General features: G+C 38.7%; 32 protein-coding genes. 19 read left to right on the forward strand and 13 right to left on the reverse strand.

The window, feature by feature from the left end; all coding sequences use genetic code 11:
- Positions 1–87: 87 nt before the first annotated feature.
- Positions 88–804: a CPBP family intramembrane glutamic endopeptidase gene (locus AC1D0Y_RS19330; RefSeq protein ID WP_060746340.1), complete on the forward strand. Its 717-nt coding sequence runs from the start codon at positions 88–90 to the stop codon at positions 802–804.
- A gap of 20 nt (positions 805–824) precedes the next feature.
- Here AC1D0Y_RS19330 and AC1D0Y_RS19335 read toward each other — a convergent pair whose 3' ends face one another.
- Together AC1D0Y_RS19335 and AC1D0Y_RS19340 are read right to left on the reverse strand one after the other, a co-directional pair.
- A complete protein-coding gene (locus tag AC1D0Y_RS19335) occupies positions 825–1934 on the reverse strand; it encodes a GerAB/ArcD/ProY family transporter (protein ID WP_028409213.1) in 1110 nt (369 codons plus the stop codon).
- A gap of 15 nt (positions 1935–1949) precedes the next feature.
- The gene (locus AC1D0Y_RS19340; protein WP_028409212.1) at positions 1950–2183 is read right to left on the reverse strand and encodes a hypothetical protein; all 234 of its coding nucleotides are present in this window, start codon (positions 2181–2183) and stop codon (positions 1950–1952) included.
- Positions 2184–2405: 222 nt separating this feature from the next.
- On the opposite strand from AC1D0Y_RS19340, the gene AC1D0Y_RS19345 reads away from it, so the two are divergent.
- The 4 genes from AC1D0Y_RS19345 to AC1D0Y_RS19360 all read left to right on the forward strand — a co-directional run bounded on the left by AC1D0Y_RS19345 (position 2406) and on the right by AC1D0Y_RS19360 (position 3946).
- Positions 2406–2678: a hypothetical protein gene (locus AC1D0Y_RS19345; RefSeq protein ID WP_028409211.1), complete on the forward strand. Its 273-nt coding sequence runs from the start codon at positions 2406–2408 to the stop codon at positions 2676–2678.
- Between the two features lie 84 nt (positions 2679–2762).
- Complete coding sequence (locus AC1D0Y_RS19350) at positions 2763–2954, forward strand: hypothetical protein (RefSeq protein ID WP_014459359.1); 192 nt, start codon at positions 2763–2765, stop codon at positions 2952–2954.
- A 42-nt stretch (positions 2955–2996) separates the two neighbouring features.
- Positions 2997–3368, forward strand: coding sequence for a hypothetical protein (locus AC1D0Y_RS19355; protein ID WP_013057801.1), 372 nt, complete (start codon positions 2997–2999; stop codon positions 3366–3368).
- Between the two features lie 44 nt (positions 3369–3412).
- The gene (locus AC1D0Y_RS19360) at positions 3413–3946 is read left to right on the forward strand and encodes a GNAT family N-acetyltransferase (protein ID WP_060746339.1); all 534 of its coding nucleotides are present in this window, start codon (positions 3413–3415) and stop codon (positions 3944–3946) included.
- A gap of 238 nt (positions 3947–4184) precedes the next feature.
- Here AC1D0Y_RS19360 and AC1D0Y_RS19365 read toward each other — a convergent pair whose 3' ends face one another.
- Positions 4185–4946, reverse strand: coding sequence for a MerR family transcriptional regulator (locus tag AC1D0Y_RS19365; RefSeq protein ID WP_028409208.1), 762 nt, complete (start codon positions 4944–4946; stop codon positions 4185–4187).
- 158 nt (positions 4947–5104) lie between these two features.
- Here AC1D0Y_RS19365 and AC1D0Y_RS19370 point away from each other — a divergent pair, with 158 nt between their 5' ends.
- Together AC1D0Y_RS19370 and AC1D0Y_RS19375 are read left to right on the forward strand one after the other, a co-directional pair.
- Entirely contained in the window at positions 5105–5557 is a 453-nt protein-coding gene (locus tag AC1D0Y_RS19370; protein WP_013057798.1) for a MarR family winged helix-turn-helix transcriptional regulator, read from the forward strand.
- A gap of 22 nt (positions 5558–5579) precedes the next feature.
- On the forward strand, positions 5580–7187 hold the full coding sequence (locus AC1D0Y_RS19375) for an MDR family MFS transporter (protein WP_028409206.1): 1608 nt from the start codon (positions 5580–5582) through the stop codon (positions 7185–7187).
- 34 nt (positions 7188–7221) lie between these two features.
- Here the strand turns inward: AC1D0Y_RS19375 and AC1D0Y_RS19380 are convergent, their stop codons facing one another.
- Both AC1D0Y_RS19380 and AC1D0Y_RS19385 read right to left on the reverse strand, forming a co-directional pair.
- A complete protein-coding gene (locus AC1D0Y_RS19380) occupies positions 7222–7374 on the reverse strand; it encodes a hypothetical protein (protein ID WP_013057796.1) in 153 nt (50 codons plus the stop codon).
- A gap of 25 nt (positions 7375–7399) precedes the next feature.
- The gene (locus AC1D0Y_RS19385; RefSeq protein WP_028409205.1) at positions 7400–7582 is read right to left on the reverse strand and encodes a YolD-like family protein; all 183 of its coding nucleotides are present in this window, start codon (positions 7580–7582) and stop codon (positions 7400–7402) included.
- Positions 7583–8195: 613 nt separating this feature from the next.
- Between AC1D0Y_RS19385 and AC1D0Y_RS19390 the strand changes: the two genes are divergently transcribed.
- Both AC1D0Y_RS19390 and cysI read left to right on the forward strand, forming a co-directional pair.
- Positions 8196–10004 carry an assimilatory sulfite reductase (NADPH) flavoprotein subunit gene (locus AC1D0Y_RS19390; RefSeq protein ID WP_028409204.1) on the forward strand — a complete coding sequence of 603 codons (1809 nt, stop codon included), beginning with the start codon at positions 8196–8198 and terminating at the stop codon, positions 10002–10004.
- Between the two features lie 22 nt (positions 10005–10026).
- Positions 10027–11748, forward strand: a complete 1722-nt coding sequence (gene cysI, locus AC1D0Y_RS19395; protein ID WP_016764771.1) for an assimilatory sulfite reductase (NADPH) hemoprotein subunit — start codon at positions 10027–10029, stop codon at positions 11746–11748.
- A gap of 49 nt (positions 11749–11797) precedes the next feature.
- On the opposite strand, the gene AC1D0Y_RS19400 is transcribed toward cysI, so the two are convergent.
- Positions 11798–12064, reverse strand: a complete 267-nt coding sequence (locus AC1D0Y_RS19400) for a hypothetical protein (RefSeq protein ID WP_034650713.1) — start codon at positions 12062–12064, stop codon at positions 11798–11800.
- A 199-nt stretch (positions 12065–12263) separates the two neighbouring features.
- Here AC1D0Y_RS19400 and AC1D0Y_RS19405 point away from each other — a divergent pair, with 199 nt between their 5' ends.
- Complete coding sequence (locus AC1D0Y_RS19405; RefSeq protein ID WP_060746337.1) at positions 12264–13013, forward strand: SDR family NAD(P)-dependent oxidoreductase; 750 nt, start codon at positions 12264–12266, stop codon at positions 13011–13013.
- 40 nt (positions 13014–13053) lie between these two features.
- On the opposite strand, the gene AC1D0Y_RS19410 is transcribed toward AC1D0Y_RS19405, so the two are convergent.
- Together AC1D0Y_RS19410 and AC1D0Y_RS19415 are read right to left on the reverse strand one after the other, a co-directional pair.
- Positions 13054–13584, reverse strand: coding sequence for a GNAT family N-acetyltransferase (locus AC1D0Y_RS19410; RefSeq protein ID WP_060746336.1), 531 nt, complete (start codon positions 13582–13584; stop codon positions 13054–13056).
- A 248-nt stretch (positions 13585–13832) separates the two neighbouring features.
- The gene (locus AC1D0Y_RS19415) at positions 13833–14837 is read right to left on the reverse strand and encodes a DUF3231 family protein (protein ID WP_060746335.1); all 1005 of its coding nucleotides are present in this window, start codon (positions 14835–14837) and stop codon (positions 13833–13835) included.
- 317 nt (positions 14838–15154) lie between these two features.
- On the opposite strand from AC1D0Y_RS19415, the gene AC1D0Y_RS19420 reads away from it, so the two are divergent.
- The 6 genes from AC1D0Y_RS19420 (at position 15155) to AC1D0Y_RS19445 (ending at position 19639) form a co-directional block, all read left to right on the forward strand.
- Positions 15155–15949, forward strand: a complete 795-nt coding sequence (locus AC1D0Y_RS19420; RefSeq protein ID WP_028409198.1) for an AAC(3) family N-acetyltransferase — start codon at positions 15155–15157, stop codon at positions 15947–15949.
- A gap of 270 nt (positions 15950–16219) precedes the next feature.
- The gene (gene ystJ, locus AC1D0Y_RS19425) at positions 16220–17452 is read left to right on the forward strand and encodes an NADP-dependent malic enzyme (protein ID WP_060746334.1); all 1233 of its coding nucleotides are present in this window, start codon (positions 16220–16222) and stop codon (positions 17450–17452) included.
- A 164-nt stretch (positions 17453–17616) separates the two neighbouring features.
- Entirely contained in the window at positions 17617–17922 is a 306-nt protein-coding gene (locus AC1D0Y_RS19430) for an antibiotic biosynthesis monooxygenase family protein (RefSeq protein WP_013057785.1), read from the forward strand.
- Entirely contained in the window at positions 17919–18284 is a 366-nt protein-coding gene (locus AC1D0Y_RS19435; protein WP_028409196.1) for a hypothetical protein, read from the forward strand. Before AC1D0Y_RS19430 ends, AC1D0Y_RS19435 begins: the two co-directional genes overlap by 4 nt.
- Positions 18285–18475: 191 nt before the next feature.
- Positions 18476–19120: a hypothetical protein gene (locus tag AC1D0Y_RS19440; protein WP_477707853.1), complete on the forward strand. Its 645-nt coding sequence runs from the start codon at positions 18476–18478 to the stop codon at positions 19118–19120.
- A gap of 99 nt (positions 19121–19219) precedes the next feature.
- Positions 19220–19639: an Rrf2 family transcriptional regulator gene (locus tag AC1D0Y_RS19445; protein WP_013057782.1), complete on the forward strand. Its 420-nt coding sequence runs from the start codon at positions 19220–19222 to the stop codon at positions 19637–19639.
- 30 nt (positions 19640–19669) lie between these two features.
- Here the strand turns inward: AC1D0Y_RS19445 and AC1D0Y_RS19450 are convergent, their stop codons facing one another.
- From AC1D0Y_RS19450 to AC1D0Y_RS19470, 5 genes are all read right to left on the reverse strand, one after another.
- Positions 19670–21292 (reverse strand): APC family permease, encoded by a 1623-nt coding sequence (locus tag AC1D0Y_RS19450; protein WP_477707854.1) that lies wholly within the window; start codon positions 21290–21292, stop codon positions 19670–19672.
- 392 nt (positions 21293–21684) lie between these two features.
- Positions 21685–22140, reverse strand: a complete 456-nt coding sequence (locus AC1D0Y_RS19455; protein WP_098248108.1) for a hypothetical protein — start codon at positions 22138–22140, stop codon at positions 21685–21687.
- 239 nt (positions 22141–22379) lie between these two features.
- Positions 22380–22832, reverse strand: a complete 453-nt coding sequence (locus tag AC1D0Y_RS19460) for a DMT family transporter (RefSeq protein WP_013057779.1) — start codon at positions 22830–22832, stop codon at positions 22380–22382.
- Between the two features lie 12 nt (positions 22833–22844).
- A complete protein-coding gene (locus AC1D0Y_RS19465; RefSeq protein WP_028409192.1) occupies positions 22845–23273 on the reverse strand; it encodes a DMT family transporter in 429 nt (142 codons plus the stop codon).
- A gap of 70 nt (positions 23274–23343) precedes the next feature.
- Positions 23344–23658, reverse strand: coding sequence for an ArsR/SmtB family transcription factor (locus AC1D0Y_RS19470; protein ID WP_013083854.1), 315 nt, complete (start codon positions 23656–23658; stop codon positions 23344–23346).
- 296 nt (positions 23659–23954) lie between these two features.
- On the opposite strand from AC1D0Y_RS19470, the gene AC1D0Y_RS19475 reads away from it, so the two are divergent.
- The 3 genes from AC1D0Y_RS19475 (at position 23955) to AC1D0Y_RS19485 (ending at position 26441) form a co-directional block, all read left to right on the forward strand.
- Positions 23955–25445, forward strand: coding sequence for an MFS transporter (locus AC1D0Y_RS19475; RefSeq protein WP_477707855.1), 1491 nt, complete (start codon positions 23955–23957; stop codon positions 25443–25445).
- Between the two features lie 286 nt (positions 25446–25731).
- A complete protein-coding gene (locus AC1D0Y_RS19480; RefSeq protein ID WP_013057775.1) occupies positions 25732–25902 on the forward strand; it encodes a hypothetical protein in 171 nt (56 codons plus the stop codon).
- A gap of 146 nt (positions 25903–26048) precedes the next feature.
- Entirely contained in the window at positions 26049–26441 is a 393-nt protein-coding gene (locus tag AC1D0Y_RS19485; RefSeq protein ID WP_253351423.1) for a hypothetical protein, read from the forward strand.
- Positions 26442–26459: the final 18 nt, after the last annotated feature.

Below are 26459 nucleotides of genomic sequence, written 5' to 3' on the forward strand. Positions count from 1 at the left end.
TTCCTAAAAAATAACATCATTAAGCGGAGATTATGGTAGAATTTTGAGAGCACTAGAGAGAAAGAATCATTTTTGGAGGTTGCTATTTTGAGTACGTTATCAACAAATTCAGAACCGGTTTTAAAGCCTAAAAAGAAAAAAGAGTTTACTTACTTCACGCTGCTTCTATTTATCGTGTTGGGCTTTGGTCTGCAGATTATAGCCGGAATTGGAGTAGCTATTTACGATGAAGTTACGGGTTCAAATATGACGGGAATTTTATTAGAAGGACCATATGCTCTGCTGGTAGACGCGGCGTTTTTTCTAGGTGTTGCCGTGCTGTACAGGCCTGTGCGCAGATTTTTAAAGCCTATGTGGAATTTCTCAGTATTAAAAGAAAGAAAAACGTATGTATATATTGTAGTAGGCTTTTTAATTGTAGCCGCGGTGCAGTACGTGATGCTTTCATTTTTAAACGTAGAAAGCGCAGATCAGCAGCAAAAAGATTTAAATCAAGGCAGTTTTAATCAAACGCTGCTTTCGAGCTGGATATTTTTTATAAGTGTAGCAGTTATCACGCCTATTAAAGAAGAGCTGCTTTACAGAGGTGTTTTATGTGGTTTCTTAACCAAACGCCACCACATGCTTGTGGGCATTTTCGTTTCCGCTCTTGTATTCGGTCTTTTACATATTGGCTTTCCGATTACGGCTACCGTCATGGGACTTGTCTTTGCCATTATTTATTACCGGACAAAATCTATGTTCCCATCTATGATTTTACATATGCTGTGGAATGGATTAGTGAGTATAACCGTCTTCTTTTGAAAGCCGCTTAAGCGGCTTTTTTATTTGGATAAAGACGCAGAATGCTTTATGCGAATTTTCCCAACTATTAATAATCCAAGAGGGTAAAACAGCCCAAATAGCAGACTGTACGGGATCCACGTATCTCTGTCCCACGTTTGTTCATATGGAATGCTTGGATACACGATAAGTGAAAATGTAACGGCAATAATGCCTAGCGGAAGAGTTAAAATTCGGTAGTTTTTTAATTCAAGAATTTGAGCGAGTCCAGAAACGGTCGCATAATAGTAGAGAGACGTTTTAAAATAAAGAGATAAAAACCACATAATAGCCATAATTACTTCAATGTTTTTTAGAAAATCCGCAACTTCGATCCGTCTTGCAAGCTCATAGCTTGGATATAAAGCAATACGTGTATACGTATTTCCAAGTACAAGAATGCCAAGCAGTAAGATAATAATCATAATGCCTCCGCCGATTAAGCTTCCCGTAAAAAAAGCGCGGTTTCGCTGTGCTGGTTCCGCTACGTGAGCAGGGAAAACGGTTAGCAATACAATAAAAGTGAGAGATGTAATACTTGTAAATACCAGAATAGATCTGATAATAGGCTTAACGCCTACCTCTAATAAAGGCTGCAAATTCTCATAATGAATTTGAGGGAAAATCGAAAAAACTAAGATTAAGAACGGAATAACAAACCAAGGAAAGAGAATTTCAGCACAGCGGGCAATCGTTTCAATGCCAAGCCGAACGCCGACAATCACAATTCCCATAAACAAAATATGAACAGCAAGCATAGGCGTTTGAATAATAATCCGAGTTGTTAGAAACGAGCCCACGTAAAACAAAACTTGACTGCAAAAAAGAAGAGTAGAAGCGACAAATAAAAGAGAGACAAACTTTCCTAGCCACTTGCCTAAAATGGCTTCGTTTAGTTCTATAAGGGTTTTATTCGGATAAAGGCTAGAAAGTTTGATATACATCCATACAAGAAAAACGCCTACACACACGCCTAAAATAGCTGGAATCCATGCCTCTTGCTTTGAATCAGCCGTTAAGCTTCCAGGCACGACTAAAATAGTGTCGCCTAAACTATAAAAAATGACGAGTATTCGAAACTGTGCTGCGGATAATTTCATCTGACTGTGCACGTTGTTCACTTCCTTTTACTTCAACAGACTGAACAAAAAATCACTAAAAGGTTTTAATAAAAAAGCAATGCCGTCTCCGGGGTTAGGGATCTCCACACCGCCGTATTTTAAACTAACAATTAAAATACTTACTATGAACAAACTCCAAAAAATTTGCTTTTCTTTTTTACTGTTCACTTTTTTTAAATAAGGTATTTCTACTAAACAAACAGCTGCACAAAGTAAAAAAATCCCTAAAAATATAAGCATGTATCAACCTCAATTAGTAACCCTTCAAAAATAATGAAGGGATGTTAAAGACGCCTGTGTTTCAAAAATAGTATCACCCAAGATGGCTTCATTTATGAAAAGTAAGACTAAAGGCAGTGCAAAACCGTGTTATAATGACCAAGTTAAGCGTTATAATAGAGAAAAAACAGCATGATTACAAACAAGTAGATACATAACAAGGTAAGGATGGGAGAGAGATAGATGGCGGACGAATTCAAAAAAATGCTAGATGACAAAGAAAAGGTACAGCTTATGATCGCAGCCGTTGTCATGCTCGGAGGCCTGGTCGTTTTGTTAAAAAGCGTTGCAACGGGTCAGGCCATGGGCCAAAGATGGCTAGAAAGTAAAGGGAATGTAGACACGGATCTGTATCTTGAAACGGTAAAAAGCTACATACACCTGTATCAAATTGTGGGTGGCGTCATGTTTGGAGGAGGCCTTCTCACGTTACTTCGTGCTAAGCTAAACAAATAAAGCGGCAGCAAAATAAAAGATCATAGTCCAAAAGAAGTGTCATATCTTTTTAATAACTTAAAAAATAGTGAAAAGGAGTTATGTATGAATAATGAAGAAAATACACCGGCTTATCATCTGTTTATGATGATAGGAGCGCTTGCTATGCTGATTTTTGGTGTTGTCGGTTTCTTTATTCAGTATCCTGCTACGTTAAGTTTTGTGATGTGCATTGGCGGAAGTATCATATTTTTGCTGCATTTATTTGAATATATGAAACCTAAAAATGAACTATAGCATCTTCAAACGAGGAAATCTAGAAGCAAAGGAAGATGAGAAATGCGGAAACACCGTACGTATGAAACGCTAGTTGATCTTTATCAAAAAAGCGCCAAAATTCATTATGAAATCGATTATCGAGATAAAAAATCTGTAAAAAAAGGCAATCGAGCTGCAGAAGATATGAAAAAAATTGCGCAGCTCATTCATTTATATTATCCAGGCATGCTGTTTGAATTTGCAACACTGCTGACGAATCCTACTTATCGAATTGATTTATGGGCTGCACATCATATTTTAGAAATCATGAGCTATTCACCAATGCTTGAGGACAACGCGCTTTCCGTCATTGAACGCTACGCCGATGAAAATGATTTTACAGCTTTAGGAAATCGCATGTGGTTAGATCAGTGGAGAGAAAAACAGCGCTAAAACTCGGCTAAGCAAACAAGAATAACTAAAAGGAAGATAGGTATATGAGTTTACGTATATTAAAGAATGGTATAGGGGTCACCCTTCGAGAAGCAGAATCAAAAGACGCAGAGAAAATGATTGCTTTTTACAATCGAGTGGGAGGAGAAAGTGATTTTCTGTCATTTGGAGAAGGGGAGTTTCTTAGACCAGTTTCAGAGTATGAAGTGTTTTTAGCTTCTGTAAAACAAGAGCAAAATGCTCTTATAGTTGTGGCTGAAAAAGAAGAGAAAATCATTAGTATTGCATCCATCACCTCGTCTCAAAACCCGCGTAATAAGCATGTGGGAACCCTCGGTATTGTAGTAGAGAAATCTTATAGCGGGCTAGGGTTAGGCAGACAGCTAATGATTGAGCTGATTGAATGGGCACGTACGAATAAACAAACAAAAAAAATCGAACTTGTGACGCGAGAAGATAACAAAAGAGCTATTTCTTTATACAGGGAGCTAGGGTTTCAAACAGAAGGATTAAAAGAAAAAGACACCTATATAAATGGCGTGTACTATAATACAATGCTTATGGGTCTTCATTTATAAAAAGAGGCTGGAACAAAAGTATATTAAGTGAATGAAAATCCGAACGATGAATCGTTCGGATTTTTTCATTGTGGTGATGAACATAGGCTTCATATAGGTAGTGCTTTTAGCGGTTTTGGAGGCTCAGCGGCGCCCGCGGAACGCGAAGCCTTGGACGGAAATCAACAGCGGCGGAACGAGCAGTTCAGATCATATATGCTAATTGTTCGTCTTTAGATTGCATTGATGTAGTTATATCTCAGTCTTTTGGTTTATTATTTTTAGCGTCTGCAAATACACTCATCGCCTCGTTCATAAATTTGGCTAATCCTTTTCCATAGCTGTCAATGGTAGTTGTAAATCGCTCATCTTGCACATACATTTCTCCAAGACCTTTAAAGGCTTCTAATGAATACGTTCCAAAGTTCTCATTTAAAAATTGATACCATGTCGCAATAGCTTTTTGAGCTTCTGTAGAGGATGGTGACAGATCACGAAGCGAAGCTAAGTGAGTGTAGATACTTTCCCATTCGTTTGACATGTGCTGCTGTTCTTCTTGTGAGAAGCTTTGTACTTTTTCATTTGCTTCATCTACCCGCTGGTTTCCCCAGCGCTTCCGTGCTTCTTCTTCGTATGGGTTATGCGAAAAATCCAGTCCTTTAAACCGCTCTTTTTCGTTCATTTCAATCGCTCCTTCTTCATATTGAATCGTTTTATTAATGGTTACGATCATTTGATCGAGCCGACTGCGTTTTTCAATCAGCATGTTTTTTTGCAGTATCAACGCTTCTGTGCGATTAAACGTCGGGTCTGCTATAATCTCGTGAATTTGTTTTAAAGGGAAGCCAAGTTCTTTAAAAAATAATATTTGCTGAAGCATATCGAGATTAGCCGGTGAATAAAGCCGGTAACCGGATTCACTAACGGCATCAGGTTTTAATAGCCCGATTTCATCATAGTGATGCAGCGTGCGGACGCTGATTCCTACTAAGTCAGCAACTTCTTTTACTTTTCTGTTCATTCTTTCATCTCCCTTCTGAAATCTACTATAAAATATAACGCAGCGTAAGGGTCAATACTAAAAAAGAAATAATTGACTTTTAGTTTATATGCATTTATATTTAATTAGCATTAACTATTTATAACATGAAATAAATAAGCAAGCCTGGAGGAATAGATGTGACAAAAAGCAATCAGTATCTTGGAGAGATTCGTTCATCGCTTCAAGTGCTATTTGAAAAAATGCAGCCCGAAATGATGGAGAGTTTAAATGAGCATGAGATGACTCCTACGCAATTATTTGTTCTTTCTTATTTAAAGAAAGTAGGGAGCAGTAAGGTTTCTCAAATTGCAGAACTAATGGATGTAAAACCGAGCGCCGTGACTCTTTTAGTAGATCGTCTCGAACAGCACAATTTTGTTGTAAGAGAACATAATAAAGAGGACAGACGAGTCGTTGATATTACCTTAACAGAATTTGGGCATCGCAAGCTTGAAGATGTGCTGAATGGTCGAAAAGCCATTATGGACCGCTATCTTTTGCATCTAACAGAAGAAGAGCTTTCCATGATGGCTTCTATTACGAAAAAGCTTGCAACATCAGCTGCTTCTTATAAAGATAAGCAGCAGTAACAAAAAAGAGGAGAGACACACGATGGAAAATCAAAAAAATTCAAAGCGCACGCTTTTATTAATTGGGTTAATTATTGCGATGTTCTTTTCTGCACTTGATGGAACCATTGTCGGAACAGCTATGCCAAGAATCGTAGGAGATCTTGGTGGTTTAAGCATGATGACATGGCTGACAACAGCCTATTTGTTAACGTCGACAACAGTTGTTCCGATTGCAGGAAAGCTCGCTGATTTAGTAGGACGCAGAGTAATTTATGTTACAGGACTTATTATTTTTATGGTTGCTTCTGCTCTATGTGGAATGGCAAATAACATGACAGAGCTTATTTTATTCCGTGCATTACAAGGAATTGGCGGCGGCGTTATGATGCCGATGGCAATGATTGTAATCGGTGATTTATTTACAGGAAAAGCACGAGCAAAGTTTCAAGGAGTATTCGGAGGAATTTACGGTCTTGCTTCTGTCATCGGTCCACAAATTGGCGGATGGATTGTTGATTCACTGAACTGGAAATGGGTGTTTTACATCAACTTGCCGGTAGGTATACTCGCTACCGTTTTTATTGCCCTGGGACTTCAAGGAAAGAAACATACGGGACCTGTGAAATTCGATGTAGCCGGTATGTTCACAATGGTTATCGGAGTAGTGAGCTTGCTTTTGGCCCTGAGCTTTGGAGGAAAAGACTACGACTGGAACTCTTGGCAAATTGTTAGTCTATTTACACTGGCTGTTGTTGGGATCATAAGCTTTATTATTGTGGAAAAGAAAGCGAAAGAGCCGATTCTTCCGATGTATTTATTTAAGAACCGAACGTTTACGCTGTTAAATATCATTGGCTTTTTTATGAGCATCGGCATGTTCGGAGCCATTACGTTTGTTCCGTTCTTTATGCAAGGAATCGTTGGAGTCAGCGCCTCGGAATCCGGTACCATTATGACACCGATGATGATTTCAATGATTGTGACAAGTATTATTGGAGGGCAGCTTGTTTATAAAGTTGGAATCAAGCCTCAAATTGTTACGGGTATGCTCATTATGGCAGGAGGGTTCTTCTTGTTAACAACATTAGACCTTCATACTAGCAAACTTGTTGCCACTTCTTATATGGCCATAATCGGTTTAGGAATGGGTCTTGTAATGCCAATTTTAACACTTGCTCTTCAAGAGAGCTTTTCAAAAGAAGAGCTCGGTGTGGTTACATCATCAAGTCAATTTTTCCGTTCAATTGGAGGAACGTTCGGTATTACGATCTTAGGAGCGGTAATGAATGCAAAATCAGGTACGCTTCTTAGTGACAAACTCGTTCCATATTTAAACACATTGCCTGCTCAAGCAAGTGCTTTTGCAGACGGGTTTAAAAAAGCGATTGATACGAATCCTGAAAGTGTGCTGCAGATGCTGTTTAGCCCTGAGGCACTAAAGAGTATTCCAGCTGCGCTTTCAGACAGCATTGTGCCAATTTTGAAGACCTCGCTAATGAGCGCATTGCACAGCGTCTTTTTCATGGGCTTAGCTTTTATTATTTTAGGAGCGGTATGCACATTGTTCTTAAGGCAGATCAAGCTTTCAAATAAAAAAGCCGAAGAAAAACCAGAAGAAGGCATTGCTGAAGTAGAGCCATCACATTAAAAAAAGCGCACAAATTTGTGCGCTTTTTTCTATATTAGCTAGTGGTTTCATTAGGCTTACGAAGAAAAGGGGATTGTTTAGACGTGTCATACGAAATTTGATCAAGCAAATACGTTAAATATAAGTTCAGTTCAAACCTATCTTCTGACACAAAATCTGTAAGCGCTTGCTTATTATCTTTCCACATGGTAATTCCTCCTTAATTTTACGTACTAATGAATGGATTTAATATCAGAAAGCAAAAGGGAAACAACGGCTTCATTTTCGTCTTTTACGGATAGAATTTGCTGATGGAGATTTAAGTTGTGCACGCGGCCTTTGCACGTTTGCAGCGTTCCATTTTTATAGTAAGAAACAGTTATCGTCCCACTTTTCGTTAATTCTCGTAAAAACATTCAAGAAGCCTCCTTAAAAAAGATTACCTGATTTAAAAGCCAGTCCTTTCATTTGAGATGAGCAAAAGGGAATTGTATGTACTGCAAGCTTCCCTTTATATTCTTCAACGTGTATGAATAGATGGAATAAAAGGTTGCTAGCTCACCTATAAACTGTCCTAAATTTCAGAATATACTGTCTTTTCCGTATAGTGTTTTTTAAAAGGATTAATGTTACATTTATTATGTAACATTCTGATGAGAAAGAAAACCGTTTCTACAAAACTTCTCTAAAAATTACAAAATATTCATATTCACGTGAAGGATGTAGAATGAACAAATATAGAAGTAACTGCGTTTATAAAAAACGTAAATACAGCTTCAATTATTAATGATCTTAATACTAATTATCAATTATATGTATTTTACTAATTTATTCTTCTCCGATAAAATGCAGGTAGACGAATTTGATAAGAATTTTCTAATGATTTATATAATTAAATTTGATATAATCTATAGGAATAATAATGTATGAAGGGAAACATCATTGATTAATTAGACACAGGTATTATGTTGAAGATGATTCGTAAAAGCATACATATTTAAATTATATATTTTTGTGAGGTGGACAGTGTTGCAACTTAAGGTAGTAAACAGCCCTTTTAATCAAGAACAAGCAGATTTGCTTAATCGCCTTCTGCCGACATTAACAGAAGCACAAAAAATGTGGTTGAGCGGTTATTTAACAGCATCTCAATCTACGTCTGCCGAAGGAACGCCAGACGTTTCTACAGCAGCGCCTGCTCAAACGAAGCAGACAGTTTCAAAAGACGTAACGATTCTTTACGGATCACAAACAGGAAATGCTCAAGGACTTGCTGAAAATACAGGCAAAACGCTTGAAGCAAAAGGTTTTAATGTAACTGTATCTTCTATGAATGATTTCAAACCAAATAATTTAAAGAAACTTGAAAATTTATTAATTGTCGTAAGTACACATGGAGAAGGAGAGCCGCCTGATAATGCGCTATCTTTCCATGAATTTCTTCACGGCCGTCGAGCGCCAAAACTTGAGAACTTCCGCTTCTCTGTCTTGTCGCTTGGAGACAGCTCATACGAATTTTTCTGTCAAACAGGAAAAGAATTTGATGTGCGCTTAGCAGAACTTGGCGGTGAAAGACTGTATCCGCGCGTTGACTGTGACTTAGATTTTGAAGAGCCCGCGAATAAATGGCTTAAAGGTGTTATTGACGGATTAAGCGAAGCGAAAGGACACAGCGCTTCGGCGACTGTTCCAGCGGAAGCTCCTGCAGGAACTTCACCATATTCAAGAACAAATCCTTTTAAAGCAGAAGTGCTTGAGAACTTAAACTTAAACGGCCGCGGATCAAATAAAGAAACGCGACACTTAGAACTATCTCTAGAAGGTTCAGGTTTGACGTATGAACCAGGAGACAGTTTAGGTATTTATCCTGAAAATGACCCGGAGCTTGTTGATCTTCTTCTTAACGAATTCAAGTGGGATGCAAGTGAAAGTGTAACGGTGAATAAAGAAGGAGAAACGCGTCCTCTTAGAGAAGCGCTAACCTCTAATTTTGAAATTACCGTTTTAACAAAACCGCTTTTAAAGCAAGCAGCTGAGCTTACTGGAAACGATAAGTTAAAAGCGCTTGTAGAAAATCGCGAGGAATTAAAAGCATACACACAAGGCCGTGATGTGATTGACTTAGTTCGTGACTTCGGCCCATGGAACGTATCGGCACAAGAGTTTGTAGCCATTTTACGTAAAATGCCAGCGCGCCTTTACTCGATTGCAAGCAGCTTATCAGCAAACCCTGATGAAGTTCATCTAACAATCGGAGCGGTACGCTACGAAGCGCATGGACGCGAGCGCAAAGGTGTTTGTTCAGTCCTTTGTTCAGAACGTTTGCAGCCAGGCGATACGATTCCTGTATACCTTCAAAGCAATAAAAACTTTAAGCTGCCTCAAGATCAAGAAACGCCAATTATTATGGTAGGACCTGGTACAGGTGTGGCTCCGTTCCGCTCATTTATGCAAGAGCGTGAAGAAACAGGGGCAAAAGGCAAGTCATGGATGTTCTTTGGAGATCAGCACTTCGTAACAGACTTCCTTTACCAAACAGAATGGCAAAAGTGGTTAAAAGATGGCGTACTGACAAAAATGGACGTGGCGTTTTCACGCGATACAGAAGAAAAAGTATACGTACAAAACCGTATGCTCGAACATAGTAAAGAATTATTCCAATGGTTAGAAGAAGGCGCATCTTTTTATGTGTGCGGAGATAAAACAAATATGGCACGCGACGTGCACAACACGCTAGTTGAAATTATCGAAACAGAAGGCAAGATGAGCCGTGAACAGGCGGAAGGTTACCTTGCTGAAATGAAGAAACAAAAACGTTATCAGCGTGATGTATACTGAGGATTGAAAGGAGATTTTCAACATGGTAAACAAAATTTTAAAAGCGCCCGAAGGTCCTCCAAGTGACGTTGAGCGCATAAAAGATGAAAGTAATTATTTGCGCGGTACATTAGGAGAAACAATGCTAGACCGCATCAGCTCAGGTATTTCTGAAGACGATAATCGTTTGATGAAGTTCCACGGAAGCTACTTGCAAGATGACCGAGATCTTCGTAACGAACGCCAAAAACAAAAGCTAGAGCCAGCTTACCAATTCATGCTGCGCGTCCGTACGCCAGGCGGTGTTTCAACACCAGAACAGTGGCTAGTGATGGATGATTTAGCACAAAAATACGGAAATGGAACGTTAAAGCTGACGACTCGTCAGGCATTCCAAATGCACGGAATTTTAAAGTGGAACATGAAGAAAACGATTCAAGAAATTCATGCTTCTTTATTAGACACAATTGCAGCTTGCGGAGATGTAAACCGTAACGTAATGTGCAATCCGAATCCCTATCAGTCAGAAGTGCACGCTGAAGTATTTGAATGGTCAAAAAAATTAAGTGATTACTTATTACCTCGTACAAGAGCGTACCACGAACTTTGGCTAGATGAAGAGAAAGTGATCAGCACACCGGAAGTGGAAGAAGAAGTGGAACCAATGTATGGTCCGCTCTATTTGCCAAGAAAGTTCAAAATTGGCGTAGCTGTTCCACCGTCTAATGATATTGACGTGTATTCACAAGACCTTGGCTTTATTGCTATTTTAGAAGACGAGAAACTTGTTGGGTTTAACGTAGCAATCGGCGGCGGTATGGGTATGACGCACGGAGATAAAGCAACTTACCCTCAGCTTGCAAAAGTGATTGGGTTCTGTCGACCTGATCAAATTCTAGAAGTAGCTGAAAAAATCATTACGATTCAACGTGATTATGGAAACCGCTCTGTACGTAAAAACGCGCGTTTTAAATACACGGTTGATCGTCTGGGATTAGAAACGGTAAAAGAAGAGCTTGAAAATCGTCTGGGCTGGAGCTTAGACGAAGCAAAATCTTATCACTTTGATCATAACGGCGACCGCTACGGCTGGGAAAAAGGTGTAAAAGGAAAATGGCACTTTACTCTTTTTGTTCAAGGTGGACGTATTGCTGACTTTGAAGACTATAAGCTTATGACGGGTCTTCGTGAAATTGCAAAAGTTCATAGCGGTGATTTTCGTTTAACGGCCAATCAAAACTTAATTATCGCGAACGTATCAACTGAAAAGAAAAAACAAATTAGTGATCTTATCGAACAATACGGATTAACTGACGGCAAGCATTATTCGGCTCTTCGCCGCAGCTCATTAGCTTGCGTATCGCTTCCAACTTGCGGGCTTGCGATGGCAGAAGCTGAGCGTTATCTCCCAGTTCTTCTTGAGAAAATTGAAGCAATTGTAGATGAAAATGGTCTTCGCGATAAAGAAATCACGATTCGTATGACGGGCTGTCCTAACGGCTGTGCACGGCCTGCTTTAGGTGAAATTGCTTTTATCGGTAAAGCACCGGGCAAATACAACATGTATCTTGGAGCAGCATTTGACGGCAGCCGCTTAAGTAAAATGTACCGTGAAAATATCAGTGAAGAAGAAATTTTAAATGAGCTGCGCGTCTTACTTCCTCGCTATGCAAAAGAGAGAGAAGAAGGCGAGCACTTTGGTGACTTTGTCATCCGCGCTGGAGTAATTGAAGCTGTAACAGACGGCACGAATTTCCACGCGTAATATGTATAAAGGGACTTTTCTAACTTACAGAAAAGTCCCTTTTTCTATTTTAATATTCTCTAACAAATACAGCTACTCCAAATACGCCTAATCTTTCAGCAGTAATTTGTTCAAAGCCGTTGTCAAGTAAACAATGAGCTGCAGTGCGGTAGCGCTGACCTTGAGCTAACAAGCGTCCGCAAGGATTTGCGCTGCCGATTACTGTTGCTTCTACGACAGTACGAGGAGCTTGTCTATCCAAAGGGTTTCGCTCCCAAAGAATTGTCACCACATCCGGAGGACGGGGAATAGATACATTACCTGTGTGTTCATGCATAGCCATCACCTCCTTACACTATAGTAAATGCAAAAAATGACAGACTGCTTGTACACGCGCTGATTTTTATTAAAAAAGGCATTCAACTACGCCTAAATTAACTGTTTTTCTAACAATAAAGCGCTTAATAGAAAAGGTTAGTAGAAAAAAAGAATGCTATAATATAAAAGGGACTAATTTTTTCCAAGGAGGGAGAAACATGCAGCAAAAACGAGTAGCGGTTATTACAGGGGGAGCAAGCGGAATTGGCAAAGAAACTGCCTTAAAGTTTGCGCAAAAAGGAGACGCGGTGGTCATTGCTGATTATGATGAAGAGAAAGGAAAAGAGACTCTTCAAAAAATTGAAGAAGCTGGAGGGAGCGCTTTATTTGTGCAAACGGACGTCACAAAGTTTGAAGAAGTGGAAGCACTGATTGAGGAAACTGTGAACCGCTTCGGGCGAATTGATGTTATGTTTAACAATGCAGGTATTGGACGCCCTACATCTATTTTAGATCAAGACTTAGAAGAATATCACCGTATTATTAATGTGAATCAGCACGGCGTTACATATGGGATTATGGCAGCGGGCAGGAAAATGAGAGAGTTAGGTATTAAAGGCGTCATTATCAATACGGCATCTATTTTTAGCTTTTTAGCCTCACCCGGAACGTATGCTTATCACGCAACAAAAGGAGCTGTTGTGATGATGACAAAATCAGCTGCGCTAGATTTAGCTAAATATGGTATTCGCGTCGTCGCCATTGCACCAGGATTTGTTGATACGCCCATTATTCAAGGCTATAAAGATAACGGTATGATTGAAGGAATGAAAGCGAAAACGATGAGCAGAGAGCTCACTGCACCACAACAAATTGCAAATATGGTTCATTTGCTTTCCTTAGAAGAAGCGGGAGCTGTAAACGGCAGCGTCATCATGGCTGATGATGGGTATGCGGCATTTAAATAAAACGAAAAAGGATTCTTTTTAAGAAAAGAATCCTTTTTTATTATGTAGTAGGCAGTGAACTATAAACAAACGTATCGTGAGTTTTTCCGTTTTGATACATATAGTTTTTTAACACTCCTTCTTTTTGAAACCCAAGCTTTTCAAGCACATGCTGTGATGCTTTGTTTTCAAGAAACACAACAGCTCCAATCCGCACTAGCTGAAGGGTATCAAACCCATACGCCATAACAGCCGAAGCAGCTTCTGAAGCATAGCCATGACCCCAGTGCTGAGGGTGTAGCTCATAGCCAATTTCCGCACGCTTATGCTTTTGGTTCCACTGATTAAATCCAACTGTCCCGATTAATTCCTTCGTATCGAGCCGTTCAATTCCCCAGCGCATGCCTTTTTGATTTCTGTAATTTTCAGCAAAAATATCGATTAGAACGAGAGCTTCTTGAATAGTTGTGAATTTTTCTTGCCCGTAATATCTAATAACTTCTTTCTGAGAGAAGCAGTCAAAAATAGTATCTGCATCGACTTCTGTTATTTCACGCAGTGTAGTGCGAGGTGTACGAAGAATAGGAAACATACTTTTCTCCTTTCTATTTTATATAAAAATTTATATAGAAAAATTTCGTCAGCTCAGAGAAAATACCTTTTATTTTATTTTTCTGTTATAAATTAAGTAGAAATATGAGCTAAACGACTAAGAAAAAGGCAGGAACAACTTCTAAATAACACAAACAGTTGTTACGTACTAGCACTAAAAACAGTATACTAAAAAAACAAATAGAGCTAGCTGCACGTAGAGCAGCTAGCTTTCCTGTAGGAAAGAACCTATTTTTTAGTTAACTGATTGCGATCTTCAATTTGAGGAGGCTCTTCAAGCCATCCGTTTTGAATCATGACTTTACCGCCTTCTTTCGCAAAGAAATAAATATCTTTAGCCAGCTGCAGCATCTTTAGTGGCAAATCACTTCGTAAACTAAAAGCGCCTCCTAAAGCATTGCTTCCTAGACCGAAGGTGCTCAGAAGACTCGTGTTATACATCATTAATTTATCTGAAAAAGGGGAGATCGTTGAGCTTGTCGCTTTTCCTGCATGCGTAGCAGGAGGCTCTATATAGCTATGACGTAAAATATCTCCTAGTTCTGTTTCAATTTTTTTTGAAAGCTTCATTCCGTTGACAAAATGCTGCTGTGCCTCTTTGTTGCTAGCTGCCTGAGCAAAGCCAATCATCAGCTGCATTCCTACAAGATTTGTATCAACCGCATGTTGGATAAGAGACACTTCAATTGTATTAAGTGATCTTTTTTCACTAAGCCAGCTTAATCCTCCGATATAATTTTGCTCGTGGACAAACCGAACTTCTTTTGGCATTGAAACGTAAGGAGGCTTTGCAATGACGCCGGTTTCTAATAATATCTGAGTAGACTGATTGTATATTTGCTGCGCTTCTGCTGTTGCGTTTACGAAAAAACTTCTGATATCTTCCCGGTAGGACATCGTTGAATGCAAAGCGAACAGTCCAGTCTCAATTTGAGCCATTAAGCGTACGTACATGACTTCAAACATAGGGTCGAACAGTTTCGGCACTCCTAGATTTACATCATGTTTAGTAAAGCCTAAAGGAATAACTGCACCTTCGTGCTCTAAAATTTCTTTGATTCGCTCCGTAATATTTAATGAGTCGCTATAATACAGCTCAAAAAGCTCTTTATGATCTTCTTTACCTTCAAGACAATATTCTAAAAACCTCAAAATCATCGTTTTTTCCTGATAAGTCATCCATAAGTTAGCAAGCTCCGAGGACGTGAGCGGCGGAAGTTTTGATGTGCTCATTGTACACATTCCTCCTGAAAATAGTGATAGGTAAATATGTATAGCTTTATTAGTATTTCTTTTATTTATAGGAATATTCTTCTTTTTAATTTATTGAAAAGCTTCAGTAGCGGTTATTATAGTAAGATAGTTGAAGGAAATAAACTTTACCAACAAGTCAGTTGTATGATAACTGATATGAATAAAACTAAGTTTTTCTATTACTTTAAATAATTTGACAATTGATGTTATTCTTACTATTATGGAAACATAAGTTTTACATATATTGCTAGAGTTCAGCAACAAATTCTAGCAGCACCATAAGTAAGGAGCTTACGATGAAGCACATTGTCCAAGCAACAGATCATCCTAGAACGAAAGATACATTAAAAGAAGATTTACGCAGATTAGGCATAACAAAAGGGATGACTATCATGGTTCATTCTTCGCTATCTTCATTAGGGTGGGTAAACGGAGGTTCAGTAGCCGTTGTTCAAGCATTAATGGAGACAGTGACAGAGGAAGGAACGATCGTGATGCCGTCACAGTCGGTCGATCTTTCGGATCCATCAGAATGGGGCAATCCGGCTGTGCCAAAAGAGTGGTGGGAAACTATTCGGGAAACGATGCCCGCATATGATCCAGTTTATACACCAACAAGCGGTATGGGACAAATCGTGGAAACTTTTCGAACATACCCTGGCGTAAGAAGAAGCAGCCATCCAATGTATTCATTCGCCGCTTGGGGGAAGGACAGCGAAGATATCTTAAAAGATCATTCCCTTGAATTCAGTTTAGGCGAAAATTCTCCTCTTGAAAGGCTTTACAAAAAACATGCCTTTGTTTTATTATTAGGTGTCGGGTTTGGGAACAATACTTCTTTTCATCTAGCAGAATATCGTATTCCATATCGAAACGTGATTCAAAAAGGATCTCCAGTTATGGATGCAGGAAAGCGAGTATGGAAGACGTATAAAGAATTAGAGTTTCGAGAAGAGCTGTTTGAAAAGATAGGTGAAGCGTTTATTGAAGCAAAAGGAATAAAAGCTGAAAAAATCGGTTCAGCATGTGCATACTTCTTTTCAATGCCTAAAGCCGTCGATTTTGCTGAAATACATTTGAAAGCGCTATAGTGAGCGGTTGTATGCTTTCTAAGTTGTCTGTATATCAGACAACTTAAAGTGAGACAAACATGAGTCGCCGCCGCGTCCAGACTTTATATTAACAAAGCGCATAAGTGGTTTAAGCAAGATAGTTTACTTTTTATATTCCTTGTTTCATAATGGCACTTGGCAGTGAATTTATTCGGTCAGGTTGTCTTACAATTATGGAGATAAAAAGCAAGTGTTAAATAAATTCATTAAAAAATTTAAATGTATAGAAAAAAAGGAGAGAATACAATTATGTCACTACGTGATCAAGCACTACATATGCATCAAGAAAAACAAGGTAAGTTAGAAGTTAAATCAAAAGTTGAAGTTCAAAACGCTCAAGATTTAAGCTTAGCTTACTCTCCAGGAGTAGCAGAACCTTGTAAAGAAATTCATGAACATCCAGAAACGGTGTATGATTACACAATGAAAGGAAACATGGTCGGCGTTGTGACAAATGGTACGGCTGTTCTTGGCCTTGGAAACATCGGACCTGCAGCTTCACTTCCTGTTATGGAAGGAAAAGCAATTTTATTTAAAAGCTTTGCAGGCGTAGACGCATTCCCAATTGCACTTGATACAACAGATACAGATAAAATTGTTGAAACTGTGAAATTAATGGCTCACACATTCGGAGGCATTAACTTAGAAGATATCGCAGCTCCACAGTGCTTTGAAATTGAAGAGCGCTTGAAAAAAGAAGTAGATATTCCTGTGTTCCATGATGATCAGCATGGTACAGCAATCGTAACGGTAGCAGGACTTGTAAATGCATTAAAAATTGTAAACAAATCAATGGAAGACTTAAAAATCGTTTTAAATGGAGCAGGAGCTGCCGGCATTGCCATTACAAAACTTCTTTATTCTTACGGCGTACGTGACATGATTATGTGTGACACAAGAGGCGCTATTTATGAAGGACGCTCTCAAGGTATGAACAAAGTAAAAGCGGAAGTGGCTTCTTATACAAATGTAAACAAAGAAAGCGGTACGCTAAGCGATGTAATTAAAGGCGCAGATGTATTTATCGGCGTATCTGCAGCAGATGCATTATCTCAAGAGATGGTTAAATCAATGAATGAAGATGCAATTATCTTTGCGATGGCAAATCCTAATCCAGAAATCAAGCCGGACGCTGCAAAAGAAGCGGGAGCGGCTGTTATTGGAACAGGTCGTTCAGACTTCCCTAACCAAGTAAATAACGTTCTTGCATTCCCTGGAATTTTCCGCGGTGCGTTAGACGTTCGCGCTACTCATATCAACGAAGAAATGAAAAAAGCTGCTGTTGAAGCAATTGCAGCTCTTATTACAGAAGAAGAGCTAAACGCAGATTACGTTATCCCTGGACCATTTGATCCTCGCGTAGCGCCAGCTGTAGCAGAATCTGTAGCAAAAGCGGCAATGGATTCAGGCGTTGCCCGCATTACAATTGATCCGGCACGTGTAAAAACACATACAGAACAATTAACAAAAATCGAAAACTAATAACGGATAAAAAAGCCCTTTGAAATGCTGTTTCAAAGGGCTTTTTATGTTAAAGACCTGCTGTAACTCCAGTGAAATCTAAACGTAACACCATTTCATCTCCCATATGATGTACAATAAAGAGAAAAGAACCCAGGTTTTGTATCATAAAGGGAGGAACAAAGATGTACACCGTATTTTCAACATTTAATGTACCGGATGAAAAAGCTGAAGAAGTGATTGGAATCTATAAAAATCGTTCAAAATCAGTCGACGAGGCTCCAGGATTTGTAGACTTTCTACTTCTTCAAAACGATAAGCGAGCAGGGGAGCTCACCGTTCAGCTTACATTTGATACGAAAGAGAATTATTTAAGCTGGGTACGAAGCGAAGATTTCAAGCGTATTCATGATTTAGAGAAAAAGTACCCTGATCAAGAACTGGCAGCCGTCATCCCAAAAGTTTCTCAGTACAAAGTGGTGGCACGATGAGTTCACTTCCCGTTAATAAGATCGTCGAAAGAGTAACGGAGAAAATCTACGAGTTAGAACCTTCTTTGCTCGAAAAATTCGGAGAGCGCGGCAAAGAAAGATGTCATGAAGATAATCACTACCATATGAAGTATCTTGAGACAACATATAAGTTAGACAACCTGCAAATTTTTACCGACTATGCCTTATGGTTAAACAATTTACTCACAAGCCGAGGCATGAAAACCCAGCATATTATTGATAATTTTAATTTTATACAAGAAGCGCTGTTTGAACTAGATAATTATGGTGATAAACAAGTACAGGCGTATGTGGCTTACTTAGAAGAAGCAAATCATATACTGAAGCAACAGCAGCTTTAAAAAAGAGGCTAGTACAAAAGTGTTTTAGTTAAAAGAAAATCCAAACGGGTTTGATTCTTGATAGAGAATTCAACTCGTTCGGATTTTTTTATTGGTAGGGTTAGCGTAGGTTTTCTGTATGTAGCTATGTCTCACTTTTTTGTTTTACATATGTATAAAGGTGGAAATAAAAAAGAAAAAGGAGAATACATATGCAAAAACAGCTAACAAAAGGAATCATGTTCTTAACCGCTATGTGTATGATTGGAAGTGCGGCAGCTTGTTCAGGTGAACCAGCTAACAAAACAAAATCTGATAATCATAAAGCAGAGGAAAAACCAATTGAAGACCGTCAAGAATTGACAAAGCTACAGCAGTATTCAAGCGACCCAGACATTAAAAAAGGGAAAGATGAAGATTTTGACTTGATTGGTACGTTAAAAAAAGATGCTGAAAAAGAAATGACGCTAAATATCGATGATCAACTCGTTAAAGTGCCAAAAAGCTCTGGGATGGAAGTGGAAGGCTCACAGCTAAAAGATATGATTAATAAAGAAGTAGAAGCTGAAATTGACGCAGCTAAACAAGAAGCAACTAGTATTGAATTAACTCCAAAAGCAAAAGCAGATAAAAATGGCGTTTATGAACAAGATGGAGACGAGCGTAAAATTGTAGGTGTTTTTATAGAAGAAAGTAACAAACATATAACGGTAAAAGTTCCAAACGGCAAAAAAACGTATCAAAAAAGCACAGACTTTGAAAAAGAAGAAAAGGGCAGTTTAAAAGAAAAGACGGTATACCTTGAAATCAACTCAGCTAATGAAGTAGAAAGTATAGAAAAAGAAGACCGTGAATAAATAAAGCTACAGTTCTTCTTTCCCTCCTTGCTCTCTTGACTTTTCGAACTGTGTCACTTAACGTTACAGTAGAGAAAGAAAAAAGGTGGTTTATGGAAGATGAACAGTGAATTTACCATTGCCGTGCACAGCTTAGTGTTCCTAGCAAATTTACCAGATCACCGAGCAAGCAGTGAATCGATTGCTTATAACATCTGTACCAATCCTGCACGGGTTCGGAAAATAATGAGTACACTCAGAAAAAACAACTTGGTTCGGACAAAAGAAGGGCTAGGCGGCGGTTATACTTTAGGCTGCAGCCCTGCTGAAATAAGTCTTGGGTTGATTTACCGGGTTATATCGACAGGAACGCTGAAGCCTCACTGGTGCAGCGGCGACCCTGACGCTGACTGTATTGTCAAATCAAACATTCAAACAGTGATGGACGACATTTTTACAGAGAGTGAGCAAAGCGTAATCAGGCATTTAGATCAAATTACGATCGAAGACGTGCTGAAAAAAGTTAGAACTGCTCACTAAAAAGCACCTTGCATGAGCAAGGTGCTTTTGTTATGACTCTTTGGAAGCGGCTGTTTCAGTCGTTGCTGCTTTTAAGCCGTCATTTACTTTTCTTCCATTCTCTAAATACTCTGTTTTGAAGCCGCTTTTTAAAGCCCATGTGTAGAAGAGAAGAGAAACAATAACAATAATTCCCATATCCCATCCATATTTAATGACATTAAGGCCCCCAAACTTTTCGCTTCCAAGCCATGAAATAGTCATCATACAAAGTAAGTATACAACCATCCACACGCCGCCTTTGAAGTTCTGGCGGAATCCCTTCCATTTAGCCTTTGCTTGATAATAAAAATAAATAGGCAGGCCGATTAAAATAATAAACAAAACTTGTCCAGTTAGCGGCCAGCGCGCCCAATATAGCGTTAATGAAGCAAAAATAAAGCCGAGCGGCGCAATAATGCTTAAGCCTTTTAAACGAAGGGGACGATATAAATCGCTTCCAGTTCGTCTTAGCGTCATAACCGTAACAGGACCTGTAATGTAAGAAATAAGCGTAGCGACTGAAATAATTTCAGCAAGCACGCCCCAGCCCCGAAATAAAAACAAAAAGATAAGAGAAACAGCTAAGTTAAAAAACATGGCTTGACGCGGAACACCATAAATGGGATGAAGGCGTCCTAGAACACTTGGCAAATATTTATTTTGTTCCATACCATAAATCATTCGAGCAGTAGTAGCTGTATACGTAATACCCGTTCCAGATGGTGAAACAAACGCATCTGCATACAGAACAATGACAAGCCAGTTGATGTTAAGCGCAATGGCTAAATCTGCAAATGGAGAGTTGAAATTTAAATGACTCCATCCCTGCGCAATATCAGAAGGATTTACCGCACCGATAAAAGCAATTTGAAGAAGCAAATAAATGACTGTAGCCACTAAAATTGAGCCTACAACCGCAATCGGAATAGCTCTTCCAGGATTCTTTGCTTCTCCAGCCATATTAATGGGGCTTTGAAAGCCGTTAAAAGCGAATACAATTCCAGACGTAGCAACAGCTGTTAGCACACTAGCCCAGCCGTTTGGTGCGATGCTGCTTCCAGAAGTGAAGTTCTCACCGTGAAAGCCTACAAATAAAAGTGCTCCAATTGTAAGTCCCGGTATAACAATTTTAAAAATAGTGATTAACGAGTTGGCCTTAGAAAATAGTCCAACTGTCCAATAATTCAGTAAAAAGTAAATAATCAATAGCACAGTAGCGATAGCTAATCCTTCGCCAGTTAACGTTCCTTTTTCTACGAGGTGGCTTGTCCACTGTGCCCACTTCCAAGGCCACGAACTCATATACTGTACAGAAGCTACTGCTTCCACTGGAATAACGGATACAATCGCAATCCAGTTTGCCCAAGCAGCGATAAAACCAATAAACGAACCGTGTGAGTACTGCGTATACTTGACCATCCCGCCGGCTTCGGGAAACATGGATCCTAATTCACTGTAAGAAAGTGCAATAAATAAAATAACGACCATTCCAATGACCCATGATAAAATAGCAGCCGGCCCTGCAATTTGAGCTGCTCGCCAAGCTCCGAATAACCAGCCGGACCCAATAATTGATCCAAGTCCCGTCATGGTTAACGCGAATGTTCCCATTCTTCGATGTAAATTGTTCATCTGACTAACACCTTTCATGTAAAATAAGTCTTTCATTTAAACATTGTTGCTTTATTATTATTATTCTGAAATCTTTGGTTGTCAACTTTTGTCGTTACATGCAGTTCTTAATACCTATTGATTTCCAGTTATGCAGGACAGCTATCCTCAACCTTTCTGTCACGGTAATTAAAGCGCTTTACTTTCTTTTTCATCCTACAGGAAACCCTACAGAAATAGATAAAAACCGACAAAAAGTTATTAAGTTCATACCTTATGCACTAGCAATATGAAAAAAATAGGGGATAAGTGGTAGTTGTATTCCCTAAAAATGTGAAGAAAAACGCGCTTCATAATAAAGCCCCTTTTGAATAGAGGAATACATACCTTCAAAAGGGGGGAGAGTTGGACCTTTATCTTTCTTGATGTTTATACTCAAGCAGTTTTACAACGTTTTCTACATCATTTTCAGCAGAAAGTTCGTTAATATTCACTTTATAAATAAGCGTATCCGTTGCAAAAAATTCATCTTCTCCTTCAGGCTTTACTTTTAAGTTTAAGATTTTTACCCGCACAATATGAGTGAACTTACCGCCTTTACCGGGCTGTATTTCACCCATTTGTATCCCGATATCATCTTTTTTAATCGGGCGAACTTTTACTTTTTTATGCTGTTTAGCGTAAACCTTCTCATAATGAGAAGTAATATCTTGATGTACCCAAGGTTCAAGAGATTGATAAATAAAATCTTTTACTACAGGCTGACTTACGTGTGATTCTATATTTTCTTCTGGTATATTTTCTTCTGCGGAAATGGAAAGCGTAAAACAAAAAAAGACAAATGCTGCTAAAAATAAAAATTTTCCCACGAAAAAACCCACCTTACCTGTTCGTTTATGTAGCCGATTTTCTAGATCTGCCTCTTTATCTTTTGAACAAAGGCAGGAAGGTATGCACAATTTTTTTGTGGAATTTACCTTATTTAAAATCAATTTAGTTTAAATAAAATATGTTCTAAATAATTGATTGAAAATTCAAATGCGGTTTACGTACAAAAATAGCCAAGTGCGCCTTTACATAGGGATACTTGGCTATTTTCATGAACATTTTATGCTGCTGTTTTCTTATTGCCTTTGAAAATAAAATAAAGAGCTAATAACATAAATGCTACACCAATCCAGCGGGATAGATCAAAGGGTACTTCCTTGCTTCCAAACCAGCCGAAATGGTCGATAATCATACTTGCAAATAACTGACCGATAACAGTTGAGATATTAGCTGCTGTTACACCAATTTTAGGTACAGCTAAAACCGTTAGAAATAAATAAGATGCTCCGAATAAAGCGCAGGTAAGCTGCCATTTAGGGACATCGAAAACCGAGAGAATGTTTCCTTGACCAAAGAATACAACGACAATTGTTAAAATCATGGCACCTGTCGCAAAAGTTAAAAAAGCTGTTTCAAACGTACCTGTTTTTTTACTTAGTGTGCCGTTAATAGAAGACTGAGCGCTTAGCGTTAATCCTCCTATTAAGGTAAGTATCACCATCAATAAACTCATCGTAAAATCCTCCTAGAAAATAAGTACAAGCGCAATTCCCATACATACAATAGCCATTACGCGTTCTTTGTTAATTTTAATTTTGCTGCTGCCAAGCCAACCAAAATGCTCAATGATCATGCTTGTAATCATTTGGCCCACAATAACAGCAACCATTGAAACGCCAATTCCGATAAAGGGGATACTAATCACTAGAATTGTTAAATAAACCGTACCTAATAAACCGCCGGTTAAATTCCACTTAGGTGCTTTTAAGACGTAAGGTAAATCTCCTTTTCCAGCAAATAAAGTGGTCAGACCTAAAATGAGCGTTCCCATGATAAAAATATAATAACTGCTTTCAAGTTTCCCCACTGTTTTTCCAAGTTCTCCGGCAATAGCGCCTTCCATACTTAAAGCAGCGCCGCCTAGAACCGCAACCAAATAAACCAACAACTTCACATTTATCACTCCAATATTTCTTTATATTTGTATATCTAGAAAAATAGATATAATAAGTGAAAAAAACTCGTTAAAGTTTTTTTCGTAAGAATGAAGAAAGCTCTTGAAGCGTTTCTTCATTTCGGCGATAGTATGTCCATTGACCGTGCCGAATTGACTCTAACAAACCTGCTTTTTGCATCATGGAAAGATAACTGGACACTGTGGATTGAGACAGCTGAGCTTTTTCCTGAATATCTCCCACGCAAACACCGCCTCTGCTGCTGACCTCCTTAGGCAAATGTGCTTGTTTGTCTTTAAAATGCTTTTCAGGTTCTTTTAACCACTCCAATATATTTAATCGAGTTTCATTAGATAATGCTTTAAAGATATCAATAGGTTTCATACTTATTATTTTATTCGTAACAGCTCAGATGTCAAATGTTCAAGTTTGCATTTTATAGTCGAATAACAAGCGATGGGTTGAATTATAACAGCTGTGCAAGAAAAGTCAACTTATAATAGAGGATAAAGAAGAACGGTTTACCCAGTCATCTTTCTATATTATATGACCAAGAAGTATCTTATTCTTTTGAGTAGAAAAGGTGACATATTCCTTATTTTTCAAGGGGTAGTTTAGTAAAATAGAAAAAAGTGAATAACAAAAGAAGCTAGTCTATTTACTCAGGGGGAGGGCTGCATATGCAAGGGAAAACAAAACAAGTGCGCTTTAGTAATATGGTAGCGTATGGATTTGGGGATTTGTTTGGCGGAGGATCCTTTTTTATCATCGGCACATTATTTATGGTTTTTTTAACGGATGTAGTCGGGCTTTCTCCTGTAGAAGCAGGAACGATTGTAGCTCTTGGAAAAGTGTGGGATGCTTTGTTAGATCCAGCCATTGGGTACATATCTGATCATCTTCAGACGAAAAAAGGACGAAGAAGAGTCTTTTTTCTTTTTGGAATCATTCCAGTTGCCATCACGTTCAGTATGCTGTGGATTCCTATTGAAGGCTCGCATATGTTCAAATACACCTATTTTATCTTAGCCTATCTTTTATTTAACACGGCGTTTGGTATGGTCATGGTTCCTTACAATACGCTAGCAGCAGAGATGACAACAGATTATAGCATTCGTTCGAAAATGACGGGAATACGCATGGTCTTTTCACAAGGCGCTTCATTTTTAGGCGCTTTCTTCCCAAAACGAATCATTGATGCGTTTCCAGGTGGACAAGGGTATTTAATCATGGGCATTATCTTTGGTCTTCTTTTTGCTCTTCCATGGATTTTTGTCTATAAAGGAACATGGGATAGCGGAGAAGTAGTGAAACGAAAAAAGCAAAACGGATTTTGGTTAGAATTTAAGCAGCTTTTTATCAGTTTTGGAAGTGCATTTAAAAACAAGTCGTTTAACGTGTATCTTGCCATGTACTTAGCATCTTACATTGCAATGGATGTATTTAATGCTCTTTTCTTTTATTTTATTGCCTATTACATGCTGCGCGAAGCTATTTATGCAGACACCCTAAGCTTTGTCCAAATTACACAGGTGCTATTTATTCCTCTTGTTACGTACATAGCCATTAAGTTAGGAAATAAATTAACCTATAACTTCAGCATGATCATATGGGGAACGGGCATTATTTTATTCAGTTTCCTAACAACAGATAGCTCTTTAGTTCTTATTTATCTAGCAGCATTTTTCTTAGGAAGCGGTCATTCAGGAGCGATTATGATTCCATGGAATGTACTGCCGTTCGTATCAGATGTAGATGAAATGATTACGACAAAAAGAAGAGAAGGCGTGTATGCAGGGCTGATGTCGTTTATTCGAAAATCTTCTCAGGCGCTTGCGATTTTTCTTGTTGGTGTTGCCTTAAAAAATATTGGCTATGTACCAAACGCCGAGCAGTCAGCGTCTACGCTAGCGGGCTTGCAAAAGCTGTTCATGATTGTACCTGCTATTTTGATTCTCGCTGGAATTATCGCAACCACATGGTTTAAAATAAGTCCCGAAAATCACAAAATCTTATTAACTGAAATTCAAAGAAGAAAAAAGGGAGGCCGAGCGAAAGACGTTACTCCTGAAGCGAAAGCGGTTTGTGAAAGTTTAACGGGTTATAAATACGAACAGCTTTGGAAAGACGTAACCATTTCAAAAGAAATTCGAGATAAAACGGTTGTTTAACCTATAGCTTCGCGAAAATGCGCAAAATTTTTAGCGCAAACATCCGCTAATTATATCCAATAAGAAACTTCCTCTGACGTATTGCCTTTTGACAAGAAAAGAAATTCTCCTGTCTATCGACTCATTTTTCAGGTGAATTTTAGAAAGGAAGAATTTCTTGCCATTAAAGATGTGCAATTTGGCACGTCTTGATAGGGTGGATTGTACAACTTATAATAAAACTATAAACTAGCCATAGGCGCTTTCAATGCGCAGGTATAAATTAGAAAGAAGGAAGGTACAGTTTATGCCAATTCGATATGTTTGTCCACAATGCCAAGGAGCCGGTAAGAAATTTGGATTTATAAAGTGCAAAGTGTGCAACGGCGAAGGAAACATTATCATGTCTTCGAATGAGCCAGATCCAACTAAAAATAAAAAATTAAAATCATCTTCTAAACAAGATAAAGCAATGTAAGGTATTGCTAGTAAAGGTATGTATAAACCCCGCTTTTCTACAAAAAAGCGGGGTTTTCTTCTACACAGACGAACGCTTTTCTTATGATACAATAAAATGAAAGTCGCTAAAATAAGGGGTAGGGAACCGAAAGAAGAGGGAGATAGATGGAATACACCGCAAAACAATTTACGCCGCAGTTAGAACAACATATACATACGGTTGAAAGATCTATGCAAGAACTTCTCAAATCAATATATGCACAATATAAAGAAGCTTTTGAAAAAAAGGGGATGGAGCTTTCTGTAGAAGTGATCCGTGAAGGGGAAAATCCTTTTCAGCCTGGTTACCACGCCACCATTCAAGTGGGTATTTTGGAAAAAGGTGAGTTTTTAGACGGTCTTTTTATTCCTATCTGGCACTGTGTACGCACGTTTTGGGGCATCCGTTCTTCGAGGAAGCTCCCAGGCAGCAAGATAACCGGCGAGCTGCTGGAAGAAACAGAAGAGGAAATAACAAAAGAAGTAGTAGGGTATTTAGAAATGCAGCTAGAAGATTAGAAGCACCCTGCTTCTAAT

Source organism: Priestia sp. P1_B12_1 (genome assembly GCF_056406695.1).

What these genes read in the sequence shown, in the direction of transcription:
- AC1D0Y_RS19460 (WP_013057779.1), bottom strand. Translation starts at nt 22,832, where the DNA reads ATGAGTTTATTGATGGTGATACTTACCTTAATAGGAGGATTAACGCTA.
- AC1D0Y_RS19355 (WP_013057801.1), top strand. Translation starts at nt 2,997, where the DNA reads ATGCGGAAACACCGTACGTATGAAACGCTAGTTGATCTTTATCAAAAA.
- AC1D0Y_RS19365 (WP_028409208.1), bottom strand. Translation starts at nt 4,946, where the DNA reads ATGAACAGAAAAGTAAAAGAAGTTGCTGACTTAGTAGGAATCAGCGTC.
- AC1D0Y_RS19470 (WP_013083854.1), bottom strand. Translation starts at nt 23,658, where the DNA reads ATGAAACCTATTGATATCTTTAAAGCATTATCTAATGAAACTCGATTA.
- AC1D0Y_RS19350 (WP_014459359.1), top strand. Translation starts at nt 2,763, where the DNA reads ATGAATAATGAAGAAAATACACCGGCTTATCATCTGTTTATGATGATA.
- cysI (WP_016764771.1), top strand. Translation starts at nt 10,027, where the DNA reads ATGGTAAACAAAATTTTAAAAGCGCCCGAAGGTCCTCCAAGTGACGTT.
- AC1D0Y_RS19475 (WP_477707855.1), top strand. Translation starts at nt 23,955, where the DNA reads ATGCAAGGGAAAACAAAACAAGTGCGCTTTAGTAATATGGTAGCGTAT.
- AC1D0Y_RS19430 (WP_013057785.1), top strand. Translation starts at nt 17,617, where the DNA reads ATGTACACCGTATTTTCAACATTTAATGTACCGGATGAAAAAGCTGAA.
- AC1D0Y_RS19380 (WP_013057796.1), bottom strand. Translation starts at nt 7,374, where the DNA reads ATGTGGAAAGATAATAAGCAAGCGCTTACAGATTTTGTGTCAGAAGAT.
- AC1D0Y_RS19420 (WP_028409198.1), top strand. Translation starts at nt 15,155, where the DNA reads ATGAAGCACATTGTCCAAGCAACAGATCATCCTAGAACGAAAGATACA.
- AC1D0Y_RS19445 (WP_013057782.1), top strand. Translation starts at nt 19,220, where the DNA reads ATGAACAGTGAATTTACCATTGCCGTGCACAGCTTAGTGTTCCTAGCA.
- AC1D0Y_RS19440 (WP_477707853.1), top strand. Translation starts at nt 18,476, where the DNA reads ATGCAAAAACAGCTAACAAAAGGAATCATGTTCTTAACCGCTATGTGT.
- AC1D0Y_RS19450 (WP_477707854.1), bottom strand. Translation starts at nt 21,292, where the DNA reads ATGAACAATTTACATCGAAGAATGGGAACATTCGCGTTAACCATGACG.
- AC1D0Y_RS19410 (WP_060746336.1), bottom strand. Translation starts at nt 13,584, where the DNA reads ATGTTTCCTATTCTTCGTACACCTCGCACTACACTGCGTGAAATAACA.
- AC1D0Y_RS19375 (WP_028409206.1), top strand. Translation starts at nt 5,580, where the DNA reads ATGGAAAATCAAAAAAATTCAAAGCGCACGCTTTTATTAATTGGGTTA.
- AC1D0Y_RS19385 (WP_028409205.1), bottom strand. Translation starts at nt 7,582, where the DNA reads ATGTTTTTACGAGAATTAACGAAAAGTGGGACGATAACTGTTTCTTAC.
- AC1D0Y_RS19405 (WP_060746337.1), top strand. Translation starts at nt 12,264, where the DNA reads ATGCAGCAAAAACGAGTAGCGGTTATTACAGGGGGAGCAAGCGGAATT.
- AC1D0Y_RS19480 (WP_013057775.1), top strand. Translation starts at nt 25,732, where the DNA reads ATGCCAATTCGATATGTTTGTCCACAATGCCAAGGAGCCGGTAAGAAA.
- ystJ (WP_060746334.1), top strand. Translation starts at nt 16,220, where the DNA reads ATGTCACTACGTGATCAAGCACTACATATGCATCAAGAAAAACAAGGT.
- AC1D0Y_RS19435 (WP_028409196.1), top strand. Translation starts at nt 17,919, where the DNA reads ATGAGTTCACTTCCCGTTAATAAGATCGTCGAAAGAGTAACGGAGAAA.
- AC1D0Y_RS19415 (WP_060746335.1), bottom strand. Translation starts at nt 14,837, where the DNA reads ATGAGCACATCAAAACTTCCGCCGCTCACGTCCTCGGAGCTTGCTAAC.
- AC1D0Y_RS19345 (WP_028409211.1), top strand. Translation starts at nt 2,406, where the DNA reads ATGGCGGACGAATTCAAAAAAATGCTAGATGACAAAGAAAAGGTACAG.
- AC1D0Y_RS19360 (WP_060746339.1), top strand. Translation starts at nt 3,413, where the DNA reads ATGAGTTTACGTATATTAAAGAATGGTATAGGGGTCACCCTTCGAGAA.
- AC1D0Y_RS19340 (WP_028409212.1), bottom strand. Translation starts at nt 2,183, where the DNA reads ATGCTTATATTTTTAGGGATTTTTTTACTTTGTGCAGCTGTTTGTTTA.
- AC1D0Y_RS19485 (WP_253351423.1), top strand. Translation starts at nt 26,049, where the DNA reads ATGGAATACACCGCAAAACAATTTACGCCGCAGTTAGAACAACATATA.
- AC1D0Y_RS19400 (WP_034650713.1), bottom strand. Translation starts at nt 12,064, where the DNA reads ATGCATGAACACACAGGTAATGTATCTATTCCCCGTCCTCCGGATGTG.